Below are 21,707 nucleotides of genomic sequence, written 5' to 3'. Positions count from 1 at the left end.
CAGAAAGGAGTTAACATGGCAGAAAAAGTGAAAGAAAAAATAAAAGAAAAAAGCAGAATTATAAGCCAGGAAAAAATTGCCGGGGATGTATACAGCATGTGGCTGGATTCTGAACAGATTACGGAACACGCGAAACCAGGACAGTTTATATCGGTATTCAGCAGGGATGGGAGCCGTCTGCTGCCAAGACCCATCAGTATCTGTGAAGTAAATAAAGAAAAAAAAGCGCTGCGCATTGTCTATCGCGTAGTGGGAAAAGGCACTGATGAGTTCTCCGGATTAGGAGAAGGCGACCAGATTGAAATTATGGGGCCTCTGGGAAATGGATTTCCCCTGGACCGTATGGAAGAAGGCAGGAAAGCATTTTTAATTGGCGGCGGTATCGGTATTCCTCCAATGGTGCAGCTTGCAAAAGAATTAAAAGGGGAAAAACAAGCCATCGTGGGTTACCGGGATGAGTTGTTCTTAACCGGTGAATTGAATACTTATGCAGAAGTATATATCGCAACCGAAGATGGAAGTGCGGGCACTAAGGGAAATGTTCTGGATGCAATAAAAGAAAATGGACTGACGGCAGATGTGATCTACGCATGTGGTCCAACCCCGATGCTGCGTGCACTGAAATCATATGCAGAGGAAAATGGTATCGAATGCTGGCTCTCATTAGAAGAGAGAATGGCATGTGGAATAGGTGCCTGCCTTGCATGTGTATGCCAGTCCAAAGAATTGGATGAACACTCCCAGGTACACAATAAACGTATCTGTAAAGACGGACCGGTATTCTTATCAACGGAAATAGATTTATAAAAGCCGCAGTAAATGCGGCATTGGAGGAAAAAGCGAAATTATGTTAAATACAAGTGTAGAAATTGCCGGGGTGCAATTTAAAAACCCTGTTATGACTGCATCCGGGACATTCGGTTCCGGTTCGGAATACAGCGAATTTGTGGATTTGAATACCCTGGGAGCGGTAGTGACCAAGGGTGTGGCAAATGTTCCATGGGCTGGAAATCCCACTCCACGTATTGCAGAGACCTATGGAGGAATGATAAATGCCATAGGGCTGCAGAATCCCGGAATGGAGACTTTCTGCAAGAGAGATATTCCGTTTCTGAAGCAGTTTTCAACAAAGATTATTGTAAATGTATGTGGAAAAACTACAGAAGATTATTGCCAGGTGGTAGAACGCCTTGCAGAAGAGCCGGTTGACCTTCTGGAGATAAATATCTCCTGTCCGAATGTAAAAGAAGGTGGTATTGCTTTTGGACAGGATCCAAAAGCGGTTGAACACATTACCAGGGAAGTAAAGAAAAGAGCAAAGCAGCCGATTATCATGAAATTAAGTCCCAATGTTACAGATATAACCGTGATGGCGAAGGCTGCCGAAGTGGGAGGTGCAGATGCACTTTCCCTGATCAATACACTGACCGGGATGAAGATTAATGTACAAAAAAGATGCTTTGCACTGGCAAATAAAACAGGCGGACTTTCCGGACCTGCGATAAAACCAGTTGCAGTCCGCATGGTCTATCAGGTAGCAAATGCCGTAAAGCTTCCAATCATCGGTATGGGAGGAATCGCCACTGCGGAAGATGCACTGGAGTTTATACTTGCAGGTGCGACTGCCATATCAGTGGGAACGGCAAATTTTAATAATCCCACAGCAACTGCAGAGATAGTAAAAGGCATTGAGGAGTATCTGATTGAGAATAAAATCGACGATATACGAGAATTAATAGGAGCAGTAAAATAGCAAGCCAAGAGGCAGACAGGAGAATAATGAAATGGAAGCATACAAACAGGAGTTTATAGAATTTATGGTGGATTGCCAGGTATTAAAATTTGGTGATTTTGTAACGAAGAGTGGAAGAAAAACCCCGTTTTTTGTAAACACAGGTTTTTACCGGACAGGCGCACAGCTACGTAAGCTGGGAGAATACTATGCAAAAGCCATCAACGAAAAATTCGGATTTGACTTTGACGTATTATTTGGACCGGCATATAAAGGAATCCCGCTTACCGTAGCAACTACTATGGCAATTAGTGAATTTTATGGTAAAGATATCAGATACTGTTCTAACCGTAAAGAAGTAAAAGATCATGGTGACAAAGGAATTCTTTTGGGCAGTCCGATTAATGATGGTGATAAGATCGTAATTATCGAAGATGTTACCACTGCAGGTACGTCTATTCAGGAAACACTTCCAATCATCAAAGCACAGGGAGCGGTAACGCCGCTGGGATTAGTAGTTTCTGTAGACCGTATGGAAAAAGGACAGGGAAGCAAAAGCGCTCTTCAGGAAATTCAGGAGACATACGGACTAGAAACAACTGCTATTGTTACAATGGCAGAGGTAGTAGAACATCTGTACAACAAAGAATATAAAGGCAAAATTATTATTGATGACGCCTTAAAAGCTGCAATTGATGCATATTATGTACAGTACGGAGCAGAATAATTAGGCGCGGTCAGCGCTGCAATATAAAAGGAGGCTATACCATGAATGAGAAGATTTACAAAACAATGAGCAGTGTAGGAGCAGGCAATATTGTGGTTGGCATTACTGTTATGGTAACAGGGATTGCAAGTGGAATCTTGTTAATTGTACATGGAGCAAAGCTTTTGAGGGCAAAAAAGAATGTAATGTTCTAGTATCGAGGTATTTTCGTGAAAAAGGAAACTAAAAGAAAGATTAAGTGGATAAGCGTAGTATTATTTATGATCTACCTTATCTTACTGACATACTTCCTGTTTTTTGCAGAAAGTTATGGCAGAGTATTATCAGAACGGGAATACAGTTATAACTTACAGCCCTTAAAGGAAATTAAACGCTTTTGGATATATAGAGAACAGCTGGGATTTTTTGCGGTGTTTACTAATATTATTGGAAATGTACTGTGCTTTGTGCCATTTGGAGCGATTTTTCCGGTGCTGAACCGAAAAACGAGACATTTTGTGGTAATTGTTCTGCTGAGTTTTCAGTTCAGTTTGATTGTAGAATGCATCCAGCTTATTTCAAAGGTGGGAAGTTTTGATGTAGACGACCTTTTATTGAATACCATCGGTGGTATGATTGGTTATCTGGTGTTTTGTGTTTGTAACAGAGTGAGGAGAAATATATATGGCTAGGAAACCAATGTATTCATTTGCTGAAAAAAAACATTCAAAGCGTGGAATTACAGCTTCAGTCCTGGGCGGTGTATCCTTTTTGATCTTCTGTGTACTGGCTTATCTGTCCTTTTATTTCAGAGGACAGGGAGGACAGTACCTGGGAGCGATTGGACTTACCGCTATGATCATGTCTTTTGCAGGTTTAATTCTTGGATTTTTGAGTTTGACGGAAAAGAATTCCATATCTTTTTTTCCGAAGCTTGGAGCAATCTTGAATGGTGTAATATTTCTGGGATGGGTAGCAATATTTTTGATTGGAGTAGGAAAGTAGGCGAATGAAATGAACAGATTAGAAGCCCAGATGAATTTTATAATGGAAGTGGATAAATTAAAAAAAATCACAAGACAAAGTTATATTTCAGATGGCAGCAGGCATGAAAATGATACGGAGCACTCCTGGCACTTAGCTATGATGTGTGCGGTCTTAAGTGAACATGCCAATGAAGAAATAGATGTTTTAAAAACGATTACGATGGTATTGATACATGATATCGTGGAAATAGATGCCGGCGATACTTATGCTTATGATGAAAAAGGAAATGAGACGAAGCGTGAGCGTGAAGTGAAAGCGGCAGACAGAATCTTCAACCTCCTTCCTGAGGATCAGGCTGGTTATATGCGTGAGTTGTGGGAAGAATTTGAGTCGGCCAAGACGCCGGAAGCAAAATTTGCCCTGACTTTGGATAAAGTACAGCCGGTGATGTTAAATGATGCATCAAAAGGCAAGGCTTGGAGAGAGCATGAAGTAAAAGAAATGCAGATTATGGATCGCAATAAAGATACCCATAAAGGTTCTGAGGCAATTTGGGATTTCTGTGAAGAAATTATAGACCGGAATATTGCGAATGGAAATATCAGGTCCGGAAAATAAAATTCCCGATCTGAAAGGTATTAATGGAGTTAAGGAGGATGTTATGGACCTGGAAGAAGCGAAAATTTATCAGGAGCGTTATGATCTTTCCATGGAGCGTATCGCTCAAATAGCAGCAGAAGAAACAGTAGCGGCGCCCTTTATTGATTATTTTCAAAAAATGGCGTCTTTTATCATGGAAATAAAAGTTCTGTTTGAAAAATTATGCAGCGGGGAACTGAATGCATACAGCTGTGAACAGTGGGAGGAACTGAATCATTCATTATATGAAGACATACTTCCGGAGCATTACGATAACAGTTACGGAAATCCGGAATATGCGGTAAGTAAACTGGGAGAAATTCACGGCAGAATACTAAGTTTTCTATACACAGAACTGCGTGGAATGATTGCTTTTGCCTTTGAGGGCAGAATGTGGGACATGGTAATCATATGCGAAGTATTTATTGAGATCTATAATTGTTTTGAGGAAGAAGAACTTCCTGTTTACAAGAAAATACAGCAGATCCTTTACTGGTTTATCAGTGATTACAGCGATAGGACAGTAACCAGAAGAATTCAGGAGTCCGTAGACCCGAATCTGGATTTTGCAGTACAGCTTATTATGAATGAAGATTTGTCAGATCTTCGATATCTCTATAAGTTCGGCGAATATATAACAGAGAATGAAAGAAAAACAGCAGAATATCTGAATTCCCTTGACCAGAAAACCATTGATCTGATGGCGTCTACTTATACGGAAGGATATCGTATTGGTTTCGAAAAAGCGAAGATAGACCTGTCCTCAAAAGAAACTGTAAATATCCGTTACAATCTGGGATTTGAAAGAATGATTCGCAAGGCAATCCAAAACTTTGAGAAAATGGGGCTGCGTCCGGTAATCTACCGCTCAGCAGTGAATAGCATCAATAAGCGCCAGCAGCTGCGCATAGGATATTATGGCGCAATTCCGAATAAACAATTTGACTACGATCACAGAGCAGATAATGCAATTTATCTGGATAAGCCATTTGTAGAGCGTAAGCTGGGGGTTCTTCGCACTGCTTATGAAAAGTATAAAGATCTGGCTAACCGTCATGCAGGACCTGCATGTGTTGAAATTTTCGGAGAGCAGCCTTTTATACCGGAGAATAAGCCGGCAGCTTATCATATGTCCGAGAAGCAGGAAAAGCTTACTGTATTCTATAACAACGAATCTTCACAGATCACAAATCGTTATATCAAAGGTGAGGAGCGGAGTTTTACAATTATAGCATTTCCGATTCCCGAAATTGGAGAGCAGTTTGAAGAGATTTTCAGGGAAGTAATTAAACTGAATACGTTGGACTATCATTTATATGAAAGAATTCAGCAGACCATAATAGATGCTCTTGACCAGGGAAGCTGTGTTCATATAGTAGGTAAAGGAGATAATCATACTGATTTGACCGTACAGCTTCATGAACTTAAAGATCCGGCAGTACAGACGAATTTTGAGAACTGTGTGGCAGATGTTAATATACCGGTGGGAGAAGTATTTACTTCACCAAAGCTTGCGGGAACATCCGGCGTGCTTCAGGTAAAGGAGGTTTACCTCAATGAACTTAAGTATGTAGATTTATCCATTACCTTTGAAGATGGAATGATCAAAGAATATACCTGCGGTAATTTTGAAAAAGCAGAAGAGAATAAGCGCTATATCTTAGAAAATGTACTATATCATCATGAATCACTGCCTATGGGAGAATTTGCAATAGGCACTAATACTACTGCTTACGCAATGGCCAGAAAGTATAAGATTTCAGATAAGCTGCCAATTCTCATAGCGGAAAAAATGGGTCCGCATTTTGCAGTGGGAGACACTTGCTACAGCTGGTCTGAAGATATCGCTGTCCACAATCCGGACGGAAAGGAAATCATCGCCAAAGACAATGAAGTTTCACTTTTACGAAAAGAAGATATTGGGAAAGCTTATTTGGGCTGCCATACCGATATCACCATACCATATGATGAACTACAGCTTATTGAGGCAGTAAAGAATGACGGTACAAAAACTGACATTATACGGGATGGTAAATTTGTTCTGGAAGGAACACAAGAGCTGAATGAAGCTTTGGGGGAATTCACTGTGAAATCCTGATGCATTTCGCAGCTCTGCCCGCTTACAATCCGATGGGAGCCAGTCGGATTGTAAGGAGGCACTCGGCAGAGAAACGCATCACTTCATAGGTATAATCTTTTCTGGCTATTGTGCCATACTACGCAATCATTTGATTTCTTAAAACATATATTATAAACAATAAGAGGATAATAAAAAAACGGTTGACTTTTTTGATATAATATGATATTATACTTTTGTCTTAAGTAATTCTGGCAATTCAGCCAATAATTCACACAGAAAAAATTGCATATGGTATGCAGCATAATTTTGAAGTGCCGTCTTTTTATATGTAGAATGCGGAAGAAATACCAGAGTCTGTTTTAAAATCTATGCCATCAATCTGCACAACTCTTCCTCAATATAGAGCACAATCTTATTGATCCAGATAATTTAAAAACGCTCCGGATTTACTTTTGCTATTCTATTATAAATGAAACACTTAGAATCGGAGGGCAGATGGGGTGTAGTAAAAAGGAATTGAATGGGAAGTCCCATAAATCGTTGATGTTTCCAACGGTAGATTTTTGCTTTAAGGAGTTAATGTTAAATGAAAAAGTCCGCAGAGGTTTTATTTCGGCATTATTAGATAAAAAACCGGAGGAAATCAAAGAAATCACACTACTTCCTACCATATTAAGAAAAGAGTATAAAGACGATAAGATAGGAATCTTAGATGTCCGGGTTATTTTCAACAATGAATCTCAGATAGATATAGAAATGCAGGTGGGCCCATTTGATTTTTGGGCAGAGAGAACTGTTTTTTACCTATGCAGAATGTATACGGAGCAAATTAAAGAAGGGGATTCTTACGGAACCCTCATGAAGTGTATCCATATTGGCATACTGGACTTTAAATTGTTTGATAACATGGAGAATTTCTATTCCTCTTTTCATTTACGGGAGGATACCTGTGGAATGTTATATACTGATCAACTGGAATTTCATGTATTGGAATTAACCAAATTGCGGGAGCGAGAATATCCGGATAGTGAAATATACCAATGGGCAAAGTTTTTAAGTGGAAAAAGTGAGGAGGAATTCAGGGAAATGGCTGAGAAAAATGAATATATTAATGAAGCTTATGAAATATTAAAACATTTAAGTGAAGATGAAAAGAAACGAATGGAATATGAGGCGCGGGAGAAAGCGCTTAGAGATTATAATCATCAGATGTACTGGGCTGAAAAAAGAGGATTGGAGAGAGGGATTCAGCGGGGAGTAAATGAAGGAAAAAAAGAAATGGCATTAAAATTGCTGAAAGAAAATATTTTAGTCGATCTGATAGCATTGGCAGCAGGAGTGTCAACAGAACAAGTGGAAGCCTGGAGAAATGAAAATGTGTTAACACACCATGCTATATAGCTGCATCTTTTGATTTTTCCTTTCGGAAATCCGTAGGGGAGATCCCCATCTGCTTTTTAAATATTTTTGTAAAATAACAGGGATTAGAAAAGCCAGTCATTCCGGAAACTTCGGTTACCGTATGATCTGATTTCAAAAGAATAGGCAGGCTTTGTTCAATCCGATAGGAGAGCAGGTAATCAAAAAGTGATTCATTCATATGCTTTTTAAAAAAACGGCAGCATTCACTTCGGCATAAACCCGCAGAAGAGGCGATATTTTCTAAAGTTATTTTTTCTGAATAGTGGCTGTGAATAAAGGAAAGTATAGATTTCAGGCGTTCTATATTTTTTACTTGCGAGGACGCACTGGTACTGGGGGCAGGACTGTGATTTTCGCATATAAGAATCCAGATGTGATACAAAAGCATCTGCATACGCATCTCCCATACGGGCGGCTTATCACAGCTAAGCTGATACAGCAAAGAAAGGTCATCCAGTATGTCAGCGTGCCATTTAATATTTCGGGTAAAATGGAGCGAAGATAAAAGGGAATCTTTCAATATCGTTTCTACATACTTTTCGTTAATCAGGCTGGAGTCATACCCATAAAGCGCCCGAGGATGAAAAGTCGTAGAGATATAAGTACAGTCCGAAGAATTATGCATATGTCCGGTGTGCAGCGTGTTCCCATTACCGAACAGACCTTCTCCCGCCTTGATATGATAGAGCGTTTCATTGATCTGGTAATCCATTTCCCCTTTCAGAACAAGGGTCATTTCAATTTCCGGATGCCAATGCCAGAGAAAAGAGCCGCTCTCATATTGTGAAAGAACTTCAAAACTAACATAGATAGGAAAATTATAGTTGCCGTGAAGTTTCAATTCTCTTTGATCAGTATTAATCTCAATCTGCATAATTTAAAATCCTTTCCCGGGGAGTGCGGTAAAAACTCAACCCAATGATGAACATACATTTCTCTTTTGATATGCATTTCTGTTTTCCAACGCACAGCTTAGCTTCAGAAGGTGCATCTTGGGTTTTGACTTAGAAGCAGCTTATTTGAAATCTCAATATAGTTATATAATTGGAAAATATAATTGTTGTATTTATCTTAAACTCTCATTATAATCATAGTATAAAAGAAGTTTAGACAAAGGTCAACAGAAAACATATGAAATGAATAGAAGGGATGAAACAGAGATGAAATTAGAAAATGTATCTTCATTATTAGAGAGCAATTCATCAAAAGTGCTATTAAGAGATTTATATGGAGAAGAAAAGATCGCAGAGAATGCAGCAAGGTATCAGCATGTTGCGGAAAAATTTGCAGAGGAATTTAAGAACGATGAGTTTGAATTCTTTTCCGCACCGGGAAGAACAGAAATCGGCGGAAATCATACAGACCATAATCATGGAAAAGTTCTGGCTGGAAGTATTCAGTTAGACTGTGTTGCAGCGGCAAGTAAAAATAGCAGCAATATCGTAAATATCATTAGTGAAACCTATGATCAGCATTTGCAGATCAGCTTAGATGACCTGGAGCCTTCGGAAGCACATGCGGGTACACCGGACTTATTGAAAGGAATTTTAAAAGGTTTCTTAGAAGAAGGATATGCAATCGGTGGCTTTGATGCTTATGTTACAACCAATGTAATTGGAGCAGCGGGAGTGAGTTCTTCTGCATCTTTTGAAATGTTAATCTGCAGTATGGTAGATTATTTCTTTAATGATTTAAAATTGAATACAGTTGCTTATGCAAAGATCGGTAAGTATTCCGAAAATAAATACTGGAATAAACAGTCCGGACTTTTAGACCAGATGGCATGTGCTTGTGGTGGTATTGTAGCAATGGATTTCAAGAATCCGGATCAGCCGGTAATTGAAAAAATAGATTTTAGTTTTGACAGTATTAACTACGACTTAATTATAGTAAACACAGGAAAAGGACATGCGGATTTAAGTGCAGAATATTCTTCTGTCCCAATAGAAATGAAAAAAGCGGCTGCATTCTTCGGAAAAGAAACATTATCAGAGGTGTCTCTGGAAGAATTCCTGAAGAATGTCACAGAAGTTCGTAAGAGTGCAGGAGATCGTGCTGTTATGCGTGCGCTGCATTTCTTTACAGAAAACCAGAGAGTGGATGCGCAGGTAGCAGCATTGAAAAGCCAGCAATATGAGGAATTCCTCAAATTAATTACAGCATCCGGTAATTCTTCCTGGAAATGGCTGCAGAACTGCTACTCCATTGAAAACTATGATGAGCAGTCTGTTACCGTTGCCCTGGCTTTGACAGAACTATTTCTGGATCGTATTCAAGGCGGCGCCTGCCGTGTACATGGGGGCGGCTTTGCAGGTGTTATTCTTACATTGCTTCCTAAGGAATATACAGCAGAGTACTCAAAGTATATGGAAGAGAAGCTGGGTGAAGGATGTGTATATGTAATGAATATCAGGAAATATGGTGCAATCCATATGGATTTAAATAAAGACTGATTGACCGGGATCATGGAAGTGATATAAATTTACTTAAAAAGGACAGAGCGGCGGGAATTATTCTCTATGAATATACCCGTCTGTATGTTCTTTTTCTATTTGATGGGGCAATTCCAAAAATGATTTTGCGATTTTGTTGACAATGTTCCAATCTCTTAGTAGAATAAAAGCGAAGCATTCGATAAAAAATTAAAATCAATCGATAAAAGGAGATATGTACAATGGCAAAAGTAGGAATTGTAATGGGAAGCGACTCAGATATGCCGGTAATGGCTAAGGCAGCTGATATTTTAGACAAATTAGGTGTAGAATATGAAATAAATATCCTTTCAGCTCACAGAGAGCCAGATGTATTTTTCGAATATGCAAAATCTGCAGAAGAAAAAGGTTGGAAAGTTATTATTGCAGGAGCAGGTATGGCAGCTCATCTGCCTGGTATGTGCGCAGCTATTTTCCCAATGCCTGTTATTGGTATCCCAATGCATACATCATCCCTTGGAGGAAGAGATTCACTTTACTCTATCGTACAGATGCCATCCGGAATTCCCGTTGCGACAGTGGCAATTAACGGAGGCGCGAATGCGGGAATTTTAGCAGCTAAGATCCTTGCTACATCAGATGAAGAATTATTAGGAAGATTAAAAGCATATTCAGCTGAATTAAAAGAGCAGGTTATGGCAAAAGATGCAAAATTGCAGGAAGTCGGTTACAAAGAATACAAATAGTCATACCTATAACAAAAGCTGTAATCAGTCAAACACAACTAATTCACAATTTGAGAGTATAATAGAAAAACCACATTAGGAGGAAGAACAATAATGGATTACAAGAAAGCAGGCGTTGATATAGAAGCGGGATACAAGTCCGTAGAACTTATGAAGGAACATATTAAGAAAACTATGAGACCGGAGGTTCTTACCAATATCGGCGGATTTTCAGGTGCGTTTTCCATGAGTGCATTTAAAAATATGGAGAAGCCTACATTGGTGTCAGGAACGGATGGCGTAGGTACAAAGCTGAAGCTGGCGTTTATTCTGGACAAACATGATACGGTAGGTATCGACTGCGTTGCTATGTGTGTAAATGATATTGCGTGTGCAGGCGGAGAACCATTATTTTTCCTGGACTATATCGCATGTGGTAAAAATGTACCAGAAAAGATTGCGACAATTGTAAGCGGTGTGGCAAATGGATGTGAGCAGTCTAATGCGGCATTAATTGGCGGTGAAACTGCAGAAATGCCAGGCTTTTATCCGGAAGATGAATATGATCTTGCAGGTTTTGCAGTAGGAGTAGTAGATGAGAAGAATCTGATTACCGGTAAAGAATTAAAAGCAGGTGATGTATTAATTGGTATCGCATCATCCGGTGTACATAGTAATGGTTTTTCACTGGTACGTAAAGTCTTTAAAATGGAAAAAGATGTTTTAGAAACTTATCATGAGGAACTTGGAAAGACTCTGGGCGAAGCGCTTCTGGCACCTACGAAGATTTATGTTAAGGCACTTAGAAATGTAAAAGAGGCAGGGGTTACAATTAAGGGATGCAGCCATATTACAGGTGGCGGATTCTATGAAAATGTACCGAGAATGCTTCCGGATGGAGTTCGTGCTGTAATAAAGAAAGACAGTTACGACGTACCGGCTATCTTTAAGATGCTGGCCAGAGAAGGACAAATCGAAGAAGAAATGATGTACAATACTTATAATATGGGTCTTGGCATGATTGTTGCAGTTGATCCGGCAGATGCAGAAGCAGTTGTAAAGGCAATTGAGGCATCCGGAGAGAGTGCTTATGTTGTAGGTCAGATTGAAGCAGGTGAAAAAGGAGTAACATTATGCTAAAAATTGCAGTATTGGTATCTGGAGGCGGAACCAATCTTCAGGCAATTATTGACGGAATAGCAAATGGAAGCATAACTAACACGGAGATTGCCGTTGTAATAAGTAACAATAAAAATGCCTATGCTCTTGAGCGTGCCAAACAGAATCATATAGCCAATGTATCTGTTTCCCCAAAAGATTATGATAACCGCGCCGCATTCAATGAGGCTCTTTTGCACACGATACAATCCCATGGGGCAGATCTGGTTGTTCTAGCCGGCTGTCTGGTGGTAATACCGGAAATTATGGTTCAGGCATTTCCAAATAAGATCATCAATGTACATCCGGCATTAATACCGGCGTTTTGTGGAACTGGTTATTATGGTTTAAAGGTGCATGAAGCAGTATTGGAGCGTGGTGCAAAGGTGACCGGCGCTACCGTACATTTTGTGGATGAAGGTACCGATACAGGTCCGATCATCTTACAAAAAGCAGTGGATGTGCATCAGGATGATACACCTGAGAAATTGCAGCAGCGTGTAATGATGGAAGCTGAATGGAAGATTATGCCGGAAGCAATTAATTTAATAGCCAATGGAAGAATTACAGTAAAAGACCACAAGGTTTGGATAGCAGATTAGAGCAATATGCTTCATAGCCTGTGTAAAATGAACTTGCACAGTGCCAACTTCATGCACAGTGCGAATGTTATTCACAGTGCGAGCGTTATTCACAGTATGAACGTTGCTCACACTACTTATTTATGCAGTATCGCAGGCAGGTTTGCGATATGCAGCGGGATTAAAAATGAAAGAAGGAAACAAATTCATGAAAATACTAATCGTAGGCAGCGGCGGCAGAGAACATGCCATCGCCTGGAAAGTAGCCCAGAGCCCGAAGGCAGATAAGATTTATTGTGCACCAGGAAATGCAGGAATTGCAGAATATGCAGAATGCGTAGATATTGGTGCGATGGAATTTGAAAAACTGGTGGCATTTGCCAAAGAGAAAGAAATTGACCTTACAATTATCGGCATGGATGATCCCCTTGTTGGTGGAGTAGTAGATGCATTTGAAGCAGAAGGATTAAGAGTATTTGGTCCGCGTAAAAATGCTGCTATACTGGAAGGCTCCAAAGCATTTTCGAAGGATCTGATGAAAAAGTATCATATTCCAACGGCCGGTTATGAAAATTTTGATGACCCTCAGGAAGCGATAGCTTACCTGAAGACTGCAGCGTTTCCTATCGTTTTAAAGGCAGATGGATTAGCTCTTGGCAAGGGAGTTTTAATTTGCAATACACTGGAAGAAGCAGAAGAGGGCGTTAAGGCAATTATGCTGGATAAACAGTTTGGAAGTGCCGGAAACCGCCTGGTAGTAGAAGAGTTTATGACAGGGCGGGAAGTATCTGTCCTCTCCTTTGTGGATGGCAAAACGATCAAAACAATGACCAGTGCCCAGGACCATAAGCGTGCAGGTGACGGGGATACGGGGCTTAACACAGGCGGTATGGGAACATTTTCACCCAGTCCTTTTTATACGAAAGAGGTTGATGATTTCTGTAACCAGTATGTTTACCAGGCAAGTGTAGACGCTATGGCATCAGAAGGAAGAGAATTCAAAGGCATTATATTCTTTGGATTGATGCTTACGGATAACGGTCCAAAGGTACTGGAATATAATGCAAGATTTGGAGATCCGGAAGCGCAGGTTGTATTGCCAAGAATGAAAAATGACATCGTAGATGTATTTGAGGCTTGTATAGACGGTACTTTAGACCAGATTGATCTTCAGTTTGAAGATAATGCAGCAGTTTGTGTTGTTCTGGCTTCTGACGGATATCCGGTAAAATACGATAAAGGACTTCCAATTAGCGGTTTTGATAACTTTAAAGATAAAGAAGGATACTATGTTTTCCATGCGGGCACGAAAACTTCCGAAAAGGGAATCGTGACGAATGGAGGACGAGTTCTGGGTGTAACTGCAAAAGGTACTGATTTAAAAGAAGCCAGGGCAAATGCCTATAAAGCAGTTGACTGGATAACATTTGACAACAAATATTACCGAAATGATATTGGTAAGGCGATTGATGAGGCATAATGCCTGCCAAAATAATGAAAAGGGGTAAAGTATGAAGATTTTAAAAGGAACATGGAAGTACCAGATTGTTTTGGCAATGCTGATGTTATGGCTTTCTTCCATGACTGTTTTTGCTACCAGCTCATCCGGGGATAACTCTCTGGCGACGCTTGGCATTGAAAACGCAGAAGTTTCACCGGAATTTTATTATTCTACAACAGAATATGAAGTGAAAGTCCCGGCCGGAACAAAATCATTGACGTTAGATCCGCAGCCTTCCGATGTGAATGCAGAGATTGCATCAATTGATGGAAATCAGCTGGATAATGGAAATGGTACCGTAACAATTACTGTTGCAGCTGAAGATGGGAGTAAGGCAGTTTATACGCTTCATGTAACAGCCGACGCAGCTGCACCTGCAGCTACAGAAGCAGAATCAGAAGCAGCAGCCAATCAGGCCGCAGCATCGGAATCACAGCCGGCAACTGAGAAAAAGACAGCACAGACAGAGGCAGTACAGAATGATACTGTGAAAATGTTAAATACACAGATGGATCAGGTGAATCAGAAGCTGGAACTGGCTATGAAAATATTATATGGTATGATTGCATTTGCTGTGATTTTACTCTTTATAATTATTAATCTGGCGCTCAAGAATAAAGATCTGAAGGATGATTTAAGGGAAGCGGAAAATACTTTGGATTTTAATACAAATGAATTTGCAAGAAAAGAGAAGACGCTGAGTTCTGATTATTATTATGCCCCGGTTCAGGAGATGCAGCCTGAAAGTACAGATGCTCCGGGAGTGCCATTAGAAAAAGTGCAGGAAACCACGGAAGAAGTTTTTGGAAATGGACAGGCTCAGGTGAAAGCTGATGTACTTACCAGAAAAGCGGAAGAGAAGCCAACAAATAATCAGGCTCCAAAAGCAGTAAAAAAAGTAAAGAAAGTTACGGAACAGCAGGATAGAAATGCGGCAGCCGGTACCGTACAGAAACCTGTAAATAACCAGCGTAATGCACAAAATCAACAGAAACAGCCGGCAGGAGAGAGAAGCCAGGGACAAAAAAGGGTGCAGGGTAAAAAGACTGCTCAGGGAAGACCGCAGCAGGGTCAGCCTAAACAGCAGAATCAGACCAGACAGCCAGAACAGTCAAGACCTCAAAATCAGGCAAGAACTCAAGGCCAGGTGAAACCACAGAATCAGGTTAATGCGAAGGATCAGGCAACACAGGCACAGCCAAAGGTACAGAAGCAGTCTAAGCCATCTGTTCAGCCAAAACAGCAGGGGAATGGCCAGCAGAATGCAGGAAATGTACAGCAGCCTGTAAAAAAGCAAAGACCGCCAAAGAAGGCACCGGTAGAAAATTCCAATCCTCAGGCAAATTTTCAGCAGACAGCAGATGAGAATCCGCCGGAAGTAGATGTAACCATGATCGACTTATAAAATATGTTTAAATATATTAGTTTTTAAAATGGGAATAGAGAGATGTCACTTAAGAATACTAAAGTGGATCTCTCTATTTTTTTAGATATAAAATGCTGCACCATTCCGGAATGCTAATTTGGGTTGACATATAATGACAGGTGTTATATTATAAATATAACAAACATAGGATAGAAGGGTGATACTATGATGATAAAAATAGATTTTCAAAGTGAAGAGGCACTATATATTCAACTTAGAAATCAGATCATATTGGGAATTGCTACTTCCAGCATCCAGGAAGGTGATGTTTTACCTTCTGTAAGACAGCTGGCGGAGGATATCGGGATCAATATGCATACAGTGAATAAAGCATATGCGGTATTAAAACAAGAAGGATTTGTGACGATTGACAGAAGAAGAGGAGCAATTATATCTCTGGATATCGATAAATTGCAGGCTTTAGAAGAAATGAAACAAAATTTACGTGTTTTGCTTGCAAAAGGCAGATGTAAACGCATTACAGGCCAGGAAGTTCACGCATTAGTGGACGAGATATTGGCAGAATATGAATAATAGCAGGAGGAGTATCTATGCATAAGGAATTTACAGATAGTGCGCAGACAGCATTAGTGCTTGCTAAGCAGGCGGCGAAGGAATGTGCACAGAGTTATATTGGTTCAGAACATTTACTGTTGGGACTGTTAAGAGAAAAAACAGGTACAGCACATATTGTGCTGGAAGAAGGCGGTGTAGAAGAAGAACAGCTGTTGGCTTTGATTGAACAGCTGATTGCTCCGGAGGGCGGTATTGCATTAGCTAATCCGGATGGATATACACCCCGTGCATCGGCAGTTTTAGAAAGCAGTGAAAAAGAAGCGTCTTTCTTTCAGATGGATGAAATTGGAACAGAACATATCCTGCTTTCTTTATTAAGGGATGTGGAATGTGTGGCAACACGATTGCTTCATACCATGGGAATACAGCTCCAGAAACTGTATATGGAAATCATGGGAATTATGGGTGCGGATGAGGAAACCTATAAGGCTTATCTGCAGGAAGTTAAGGCGTCCAAGGGTCGTCAGAAAAGTTCTGCTACACCAATGCTGGATCAGTACAGCCGTGATCTGACAGAACAGGCAAGTCAGGGAGAACTGGATCCGGTCATCGGAAGAGAAGAGGAAATAAAACGTATTATTCAGATTCTGAGCAGACGTACAAAGAATAATCCCTGCTTAATTGGAGAACCCGGAGTAGGTAAAACTGCCATTGCAGAGGGATTAGCGCAGAAAATTGTCGCCGGAGCAGTCCCCAGGACTATTCAGGATAAGCGTGTTGTAACATTGGATCTGGCAAGTATGGTAGCAGGATCTAAGTATCGTGGTGAATTTGAGGAACGAATTAAAAAAGTTATAAAAGAGGTAATGGATTGCAAAGATGTTCTTCTTTTCATAGATGAACTCCATACAATTATTGGAGCCGGGGGAGCAGAAGGCGCTATGGATGCTTCTAATATTTTAAAACCATCCCTTTCCAGAGGAGAGATACAGCTAATCGGTGCTACAACAATCGAGGAGTATCGCAAGTATATAGAGAAAGATCCTGCGCTTGAACGTAGATTTCAGCCGGTTACGGTAGAGGAACCAACAGAGGAAGAAGCAATAGAGATTTTAAAAGGACTGCGTCCGAGTTATGAGAAACATCATCGCGTCATCATCACAGATGATGCTATAGAATCAGCTGTAAAGTATTCTATGAGATTTATAAGCGACAGATTTCTGCCGGATAAGGCCATAGACCTGATCGATGAAGCTGCATCCAAAGTTCAGCTGAAGGGATATCAGGTTCCTGCGAATCTGGAAGAACTTCAAAATGAAGTATTTGATCTTGCCCAGGAAAAGGAAGAGGCAATCAAAGAAGGTGATTTTGATGAGGCAGCCAGACTGAAGAAGGAACAGGAGACCAAAGAAAAGAAGTTATCCAATCTGCGTAATCGAATTGAAAAGAAAAATGCTGCTAAGCAGCTGATGGTAGAAGAGCCTGATGTTGCGGAAGTAGTATCTATGTGGACGAAGATTCCGGTACAAAAACTGGCTGAAAAAGAAACCCATCGTCTGCTCCGCTTGGAACAGACACTGCATCAAAGAGTCATTGGACAGGATGAAGCAGTGACAGCGGTTGCCAAGGCCATCAAGAGAGGCAGAGTCGGATTAAAAGATCCCAAGCGTCCAATCGGTTCATTTTTATTTCTGGGACCAACCGGTGTAGGTAAGACTGAGTTGTCCAAAGCGGTTGCAGAGACTGTTTTTGGCAGTGAACAGGCTATGATTCGAGTTGATATGTCTGAATACATGGAGAAACACAGCGTTTCTAAACTTGTAGGTTCCCCTCCGGGATATGTAGGTTATGAAGAGGGTGGGCAATTAAGTGAAAAAGTACGTCGTAACCCTTATTCGGTCATCTTATTTGATGAAATTGAAAAGGCTCATCCGGATGTGTTTAATATCCTGCTTCAGGTATTAGACGACGGGCATATAACAGATGCGCAGGGGCGGAAGATAGATTTTAAAAATACAATTCTGATTATGACTTCCAATGCAGGTGCACAATCAATTATCTCTCCCAAAAAACTGGGTTTTGCCGCAGTTGATGATGAGAAGCATAATTATAATGTCATGAAGGGCAATGTTATGGAAGAAGTTCGCCGGATGTTTAAGCCGGAATTCTTAAACCGTATTGACGAAATTATAGTTTTCCATTCTTTAAACAAAGAAAATATAAAGAGCATTGTTGGACTTTTACTGAAAGAATTTACGATACGATGCAAGGAGCAGATGAATATTACTTTAAATGTACGGGATTCTGTAAAGAGCTTTATTTCGGAAGAGGGATTTGATGATAAGTATGGAGCAAGACCATTAAAGCGGGCAATTCAAAATAAGATAGAAGATGCATTAGCAGAAGAAATCCTGGAAGGAAAAGTGAAATCAGGGAATACGGTAAGCGTTGGGTTGTCAAATAAAGAAATTAAATTTTATATAAAATAGAGTGGAAGCCACCCATTAAATTTTCATGAAGAATGAATAAATCACTAGCATATTTCTCCGTTTTATGATAAAATTTTAAGAACAATAGAATAGAGGATAACTATCAACGAAATACTAGGAGGGCATACTAATGTCAGTTGTAAAAGAATTAATACGTACAGAAGATGACGGAACAATTAGTTTCGGGAATTATGAATTGGACCAGAAATCAAAGCTTTCTGATTTTGAATATAATGGAGACTTGTACAAGGTAAAAACATTTAAAGAAATCACCAAGTTAGAAAGAAATGGAATGTTCGTATATGAATCAGTTCCCGGAACTACCGTAAATCATCTTTCAGCAGATGCAAATGGGGTCAGTTTTGAAGTAGAGGGACCAACAGATGCACAGATCACAGTTGAACTGGAGGAAGATACTGCTTACGAAATCTTTATTGATGACGAGAATGCCGGAAAGATGCAGACAAATCTGGGCGGTAAGCTTTCTTTAAGCGTAGAATTGGATAATACTGATAAAGCTTTTGTTAAAATCTTGAGAGCTTAGAGCCTGTTTTTCAAACACGTTCTGGTACGTTGACGTATTAAGGCTTTGTAAATAAAGTAAAATGGAAGTCCGGACTTTTCACAAATACTGTGAAGATGCCGGACTTCTTGCGAATAGAAAAGAATTATGAAAGGAGGAATTTATGGCTAAAGGAAAAACGACCGTATTTTTTTGTCAGAACTGTGGGCATGAATCCAGTAAATGGTCAGGCCAATGTCCCGCCTGTAAAGAATGGAATACATTTACAGAAGAGGTGATTCAAAAGACTTCTTCCGTGAAGGCGGTAAAAAAGGCAAATGAGATAGAACCAATGAAACTTACCAGTATACAGATGAAAGAAACTGACCGGATGCAGACTGGAATCATGGAGCTTGACAGAGTGCTGGGGGGAGGGCTGGTACAAGGGTCTTTGATTTTGGTCGGAGGAGATCCGGGAATTGGAAAGTCAACATTACTGCTTCAGGTGTGCAAGAACCTGACGGATAAGGCGGTCAAAGTATTATATATATCCGGGGAAGAATCTTTACAGCAGATTAAACTAAGAGCCAGCCGGATTGGAGAATTTAAAGATTCTCTTCTCATTTTGTGTGAAACAAACCTGGAAATTATTCAGGAAGTAATCAAAAAAGTAAATCCGGAGGTTGTTGTAATAGACTCGATCCAGACTATGTATCGTGATGAGGTGAGTTCCGCACCGGGAAGTGTTTCTCAGGTAAGAGAGTCTACGAATGTTTTTATGCAAATAGCAAAAGGGCTTGGGATTTCTATATTCTTGGTTGGACACGTTACCAAAGAAGGTGTAGTGGCCGGACCCAGAGTACTGGAGCATATGGTGGATACCGTATTATATTTTGAAGGTGACCGCCATGCCGCGTATCGAATCCTTAGAGGGGTAAAGAACCGGTTCGGATCCACAAATGAAATCGGGGTATTCGAGATGAGGGATATTGGATTGGTGGAAGTAGCAAATCCATCGGAGTTTATGCTAAATGGTAAACCGGAAGGTGCATCCGGTTCGATTGTGGCATGTTCTATGGAAGGAACTCGACCGATATTAATAGAGATACAGGCACTGGTATGTCAGAGCAATTTGGCTATTCCCAGGAGAACTGCAGCAGGAACTGATTATAACAGGGTGAATTTATTAATGGCTGTATTAGAGAAAAGGCTTGGCTTGCACCTCTCGGCATGCGATGCCTATGTTAATATTGCGGGTGGAATCAAAATGAATGAACCAGCAATTGACCTTGGAATTATCATGGCAGTTGTATCCAGTTATAAAGATCGGGCAATTGATGAGAAGACAATTGTTTTCGGGGAAGTAGGATTGAGCGGCGAGGTGAGGGCTGTCAATATGCCTGAACAAAGAGTGCAGGAAGCCAAGAAACTTGGATTTGAGACAGTAATTATGCCTAAGGTTTCACTAAAATCTGTTGAAAAAATTAAAGGAATACGCATTGTTGGAGTACAGACGGTAAAAGATGCGGTTAATTGTATTTAGTAAATAGTCATCCAGTGATTGGTCTTCATAACAAAATAGATAATAGCATCATTACTTAAGGATGTAGCAGTCAAAGGAAATAAACTGCTATGTCCTTATTTTTTATCGTTCGGCGCGGAAGAAGAGTGTTTTTTAATATTTTAAGACTAATTTTAACAAATACTCAGATATACGTTAAAAAATAAGGTGTTGACACTCTCGTGGCGTAATGGTTTACGATTAGTTTGAAAGGAGGTAAGGGTGAAAGAAAATTATAATGATAAAGAAATAAAAATGAAAACAGTTAAAGATGTGTCAGAAATAACAGGGATTAGTATCAGAACGCTCAGGTATTATGATGAAATAGGGTTGTTAAAGCCTACACAATTAACGGAAGCAGGTTATCGTCTTTATGATAACAAAGCATTAGAAAAATTGCAGCAGATTATGTTCTTCAGGGAAATAGAAGTGCCATTGGCTGATATAAAGGAAATCATGGAGAAGCCCGGATTTAATAAAGAACAGGTACTATTAACGCAAAAAAATTTTCTAGAAAAGAAGCGAAATAGTCTAAACGGGATTATTGAACTAATAACGGATGTGATGAAAGGGGTTAATACAATGAGTTTTGAAGCATTCAATGATAGTGATATAGAAAAAATTTTAGACCACATGCTGGAATGCATGTCTAGGGAAGATTTTTTACAACAAATTAAAAAATTTGGCAGTGTAGAAAAAATGCGTGAACAACTGCAAGATAGCCTTGAAAATGAATATACTATGGCAGATTTGATCAAATGGTATGGAAGTAAAGAAAAAGCAGTAGAGGCTGCATTACAGTCTACAGGAAAGAAAGAAGATTTTGTACCTCAGCAAAATAATAATGATGAGATCTATAGACAATTTTCGATGGCAAGAGAAACAGGGAATATAGACCAGGAACAAGAAGCGGTAGCAAAACTTGCAGAAGTATACAAGATTTTGTTTAAGTTAGATAATGCCAGATCAATTCTTCTCGATTTAGCGAAAGAGTATTCCAAGGGAGAAAATCTGGCGGAAGCGACCGATGCTCAGTACGGGAAAGGAATTGCCAAATACATCGCGCAGGCAATCCAGTATTATTACGGAGTATAAAGATATGTAAGTATAAAGTTTAGCTTTTACATGGGTTTTTAATTTCTATCACCTGTCTGAATATTGATTACTGATATTGTGCATTACATTTTGCAGGGAATTTGTTCTGTAAAAGCAACAATTAACTATGTCAAGGTTCTAGTACTACAGCGAAC

Annotated in this window: 21 protein-coding genes; 20 read left to right on the top strand and 1 reads right to left on the bottom strand. The window is 39.9% G+C overall.

Annotated features, from left to right (window positions below):
- Positions 1–15 precede the first annotated feature (15 nt).
- The 9 genes from QR40_RS02775 to QR40_RS02735 all read left to right on the top strand — a co-directional run bounded on the left by QR40_RS02775 (position 16) and on the right by QR40_RS02735 (position 7,545).
- Positions 16–807: a dihydroorotate dehydrogenase electron transfer subunit gene (locus tag QR40_RS02775; protein ID WP_044289265.1), complete on the top strand. Its 792-nt coding sequence runs from the start codon at positions 16–18 to the stop codon at positions 805–807.
- Between the two features lie 40 nt (positions 808–847).
- Positions 848–1,753 carry a dihydroorotate dehydrogenase gene (locus QR40_RS02770; RefSeq protein ID WP_044293188.1) on the top strand — a complete coding sequence of 302 codons (906 nt, stop codon included), beginning with the start codon at positions 848–850 and terminating at the stop codon, positions 1,751–1,753.
- 31 nt (positions 1,754–1,784) lie between these two features.
- Positions 1,785–2,459 carry an orotate phosphoribosyltransferase gene (gene pyrE, locus QR40_RS02765; protein WP_027293412.1) on the top strand — a complete coding sequence of 225 codons (675 nt, stop codon included), beginning with the start codon at positions 1,785–1,787 and terminating at the stop codon, positions 2,457–2,459.
- Between the two features lie 41 nt (positions 2,460–2,500).
- Positions 2,501–2,653 carry a hypothetical protein gene (locus QR40_RS32025; protein ID WP_027293413.1) on the top strand — a complete coding sequence of 51 codons (153 nt, stop codon included), beginning with the start codon at positions 2,501–2,503 and terminating at the stop codon, positions 2,651–2,653.
- Positions 2,654–2,668: 15 nt separating this feature from the next.
- Positions 2,669–3,130 (top strand): VanZ family protein, encoded by a 462-nt coding sequence (locus QR40_RS02755; RefSeq protein WP_027293414.1) that lies wholly within the window; start codon positions 2,669–2,671, stop codon positions 3,128–3,130.
- Entirely contained in the window at positions 3,123–3,443 is a 321-nt protein-coding gene (locus QR40_RS02750) for a DUF6142 family protein (RefSeq protein WP_027293415.1), read from the top strand. The genes QR40_RS02755 and QR40_RS02750 overlap by 8 nt, the downstream gene beginning before the upstream one ends.
- Positions 3,444–3,452: 9 nt before the next feature.
- Positions 3,453–4,043 carry an HD domain-containing protein gene (locus QR40_RS02745; RefSeq protein WP_044293187.1) on the top strand — a complete coding sequence of 197 codons (591 nt, stop codon included), beginning with the start codon at positions 3,453–3,455 and terminating at the stop codon, positions 4,041–4,043.
- A 43-nt stretch (positions 4,044–4,086) separates the two neighbouring features.
- Positions 4,087–6,162: an aminopeptidase gene (locus tag QR40_RS02740; protein ID WP_081998786.1), complete on the top strand. Its 2,076-nt coding sequence runs from the start codon at positions 4,087–4,089 to the stop codon at positions 6,160–6,162.
- A 477-nt stretch (positions 6,163–6,639) separates the two neighbouring features.
- Positions 6,640–7,545: an Rpn family recombination-promoting nuclease/putative transposase gene (locus tag QR40_RS02735; protein WP_044293186.1), complete on the top strand. Its 906-nt coding sequence runs from the start codon at positions 6,640–6,642 to the stop codon at positions 7,543–7,545.
- Here the strand turns inward: QR40_RS02735 and QR40_RS02730 are convergent.
- Positions 7,538–8,440 (bottom strand): AraC family transcriptional regulator, encoded by a 903-nt coding sequence (locus QR40_RS02730; RefSeq protein ID WP_044293185.1) that lies wholly within the window; start codon positions 8,438–8,440, stop codon positions 7,538–7,540. The two genes, QR40_RS02735 and QR40_RS02730, sit on opposite strands and share 8 nt — an antisense overlap.
- Positions 8,441–8,726: 286 nt before the next feature.
- On the opposite strand from QR40_RS02730, the gene QR40_RS02725 reads away from it, so the two are divergent.
- The 11 genes from QR40_RS02725 to QR40_RS02675 all read left to right on the top strand — a co-directional run bounded on the left by QR40_RS02725 (position 8,727) and on the right by QR40_RS02675 (position 21,552).
- On the top strand, positions 8,727–10,019 hold the full coding sequence (locus QR40_RS02725; RefSeq protein ID WP_027293419.1) for a galactokinase: 1,293 nt from the start codon (positions 8,727–8,729) through the stop codon (positions 10,017–10,019).
- Between the two features lie 221 nt (positions 10,020–10,240).
- Positions 10,241–10,744, top strand: coding sequence for a 5-(carboxyamino)imidazole ribonucleotide mutase (gene purE, locus QR40_RS02720; RefSeq protein ID WP_027293420.1), 504 nt, complete (start codon positions 10,241–10,243; stop codon positions 10,742–10,744).
- 93 nt (positions 10,745–10,837) lie between these two features.
- Positions 10,838–11,863, top strand: a complete 1,026-nt coding sequence (purM, locus tag QR40_RS02715; protein ID WP_027293421.1) for a phosphoribosylformylglycinamidine cyclo-ligase — start codon at positions 10,838–10,840, stop codon at positions 11,861–11,863.
- The gene (gene purN / locus QR40_RS02710) at positions 11,857–12,483 is read left to right on the top strand and encodes a phosphoribosylglycinamide formyltransferase (RefSeq protein WP_027293422.1); all 627 of its coding nucleotides are present in this window, start codon (positions 11,857–11,859) and stop codon (positions 12,481–12,483) included. Before purM ends, purN begins: the two co-directional genes overlap by 7 nt.
- Before the next feature lie 187 nt (positions 12,484–12,670).
- Positions 12,671–13,942, top strand: coding sequence for a phosphoribosylamine--glycine ligase (purD, locus tag QR40_RS02705; RefSeq protein WP_044293507.1), 1,272 nt, complete (start codon positions 12,671–12,673; stop codon positions 13,940–13,942).
- A gap of 31 nt (positions 13,943–13,973) precedes the next feature.
- Positions 13,974–15,368, top strand: a complete 1,395-nt coding sequence (locus QR40_RS02700) for a cadherin-like beta sandwich domain-containing protein (protein WP_044293184.1) — start codon at positions 13,974–13,976, stop codon at positions 15,366–15,368.
- Between the two features lie 186 nt (positions 15,369–15,554).
- Positions 15,555–15,923 (top strand): GntR family transcriptional regulator, encoded by a 369-nt coding sequence (locus tag QR40_RS02695; protein WP_027293425.1) that lies wholly within the window; start codon positions 15,555–15,557, stop codon positions 15,921–15,923.
- 17 nt (positions 15,924–15,940) lie between these two features.
- On the top strand, positions 15,941–18,394 hold the full coding sequence (locus tag QR40_RS02690; RefSeq protein ID WP_027293426.1) for an ATP-dependent Clp protease ATP-binding subunit: 2,454 nt from the start codon (positions 15,941–15,943) through the stop codon (positions 18,392–18,394).
- 130 nt (positions 18,395–18,524) lie between these two features.
- The gene (locus tag QR40_RS02685) at positions 18,525–18,938 is read left to right on the top strand and encodes a hypothetical protein (protein ID WP_027293427.1); all 414 of its coding nucleotides are present in this window, start codon (positions 18,525–18,527) and stop codon (positions 18,936–18,938) included.
- Between the two features lie 142 nt (positions 18,939–19,080).
- Positions 19,081–20,439, top strand: coding sequence for a DNA repair protein RadA (radA, locus tag QR40_RS02680; protein WP_027293428.1), 1,359 nt, complete (start codon positions 19,081–19,083; stop codon positions 20,437–20,439).
- 240 nt (positions 20,440–20,679) lie between these two features.
- Positions 20,680–21,552, top strand: a complete 873-nt coding sequence (locus QR40_RS02675) for a MerR family transcriptional regulator (RefSeq protein WP_330373627.1) — start codon at positions 20,680–20,682, stop codon at positions 21,550–21,552.
- Positions 21,553–21,707: the final 155 nt, after the last annotated feature.

Source organism: Robinsoniella peoriensis, assembly GCF_000797495.1.
In the GTDB taxonomy this organism is placed as follows: Bacteria; Bacillota; Clostridia; order Lachnospirales; family Lachnospiraceae; genus Robinsoniella; species Robinsoniella peoriensis.
Note: the sequence above shows the minus strand (reverse complement) of the source record. Positions and strands in the feature narration are given on the sequence as shown.

Bases quoted from the DNA above. Each gene is read 5' to 3' on its own strand.
- QR40_RS02775 (WP_044289265.1), top strand. From the start codon at position 16: ATGGCAGAAAAAGTGAAAGAAAAAATAAAAGAAAAAAGCAGAATTATA.
- QR40_RS02770 (WP_044293188.1), top strand. From the start codon at position 848: ATGTTAAATACAAGTGTAGAAATTGCCGGGGTGCAATTTAAAAACCCT.
- pyrE (WP_027293412.1), top strand. From the start codon at position 1,785: ATGGAAGCATACAAACAGGAGTTTATAGAATTTATGGTGGATTGCCAG.
- QR40_RS32025 (WP_027293413.1), top strand. From the start codon at position 2,501: ATGAATGAGAAGATTTACAAAACAATGAGCAGTGTAGGAGCAGGCAAT.
- QR40_RS02750 (WP_027293415.1), top strand. From the start codon at position 3,123: ATGGCTAGGAAACCAATGTATTCATTTGCTGAAAAAAAACATTCAAAG.
- QR40_RS02745 (WP_044293187.1), top strand. From the start codon at position 3,453: ATGAACAGATTAGAAGCCCAGATGAATTTTATAATGGAAGTGGATAAA.
- QR40_RS02740 (WP_081998786.1), top strand. From the start codon at position 4,087: ATGGACCTGGAAGAAGCGAAAATTTATCAGGAGCGTTATGATCTTTCC.
- QR40_RS02735 (WP_044293186.1), top strand. From the start codon at position 6,640: ATGGGGTGTAGTAAAAAGGAATTGAATGGGAAGTCCCATAAATCGTTG.
- QR40_RS02730 (WP_044293185.1), bottom strand. From the start codon at position 8,440: ATGCAGATTGAGATTAATACTGATCAAAGAGAATTGAAACTTCACGGC.
- QR40_RS02725 (WP_027293419.1), top strand. From the start codon at position 8,727: ATGAAATTAGAAAATGTATCTTCATTATTAGAGAGCAATTCATCAAAA.
- purE (WP_027293420.1), top strand. From the start codon at position 10,241: ATGGCAAAAGTAGGAATTGTAATGGGAAGCGACTCAGATATGCCGGTA.
- purM (WP_027293421.1), top strand. From the start codon at position 10,838: ATGGATTACAAGAAAGCAGGCGTTGATATAGAAGCGGGATACAAGTCC.
- purN (WP_027293422.1), top strand. From the start codon at position 11,857: ATGCTAAAAATTGCAGTATTGGTATCTGGAGGCGGAACCAATCTTCAG.
- purD (WP_044293507.1), top strand. From the start codon at position 12,671: ATGAAAATACTAATCGTAGGCAGCGGCGGCAGAGAACATGCCATCGCC.
- QR40_RS02700 (WP_044293184.1), top strand. From the start codon at position 13,974: ATGAAGATTTTAAAAGGAACATGGAAGTACCAGATTGTTTTGGCAATG.
- QR40_RS02695 (WP_027293425.1), top strand. From the start codon at position 15,555: ATGATGATAAAAATAGATTTTCAAAGTGAAGAGGCACTATATATTCAA.
- QR40_RS02690 (WP_027293426.1), top strand. From the start codon at position 15,941: ATGCATAAGGAATTTACAGATAGTGCGCAGACAGCATTAGTGCTTGCT.
- QR40_RS02685 (WP_027293427.1), top strand. From the start codon at position 18,525: ATGTCAGTTGTAAAAGAATTAATACGTACAGAAGATGACGGAACAATT.
- radA (WP_027293428.1), top strand. From the start codon at position 19,081: ATGGCTAAAGGAAAAACGACCGTATTTTTTTGTCAGAACTGTGGGCAT.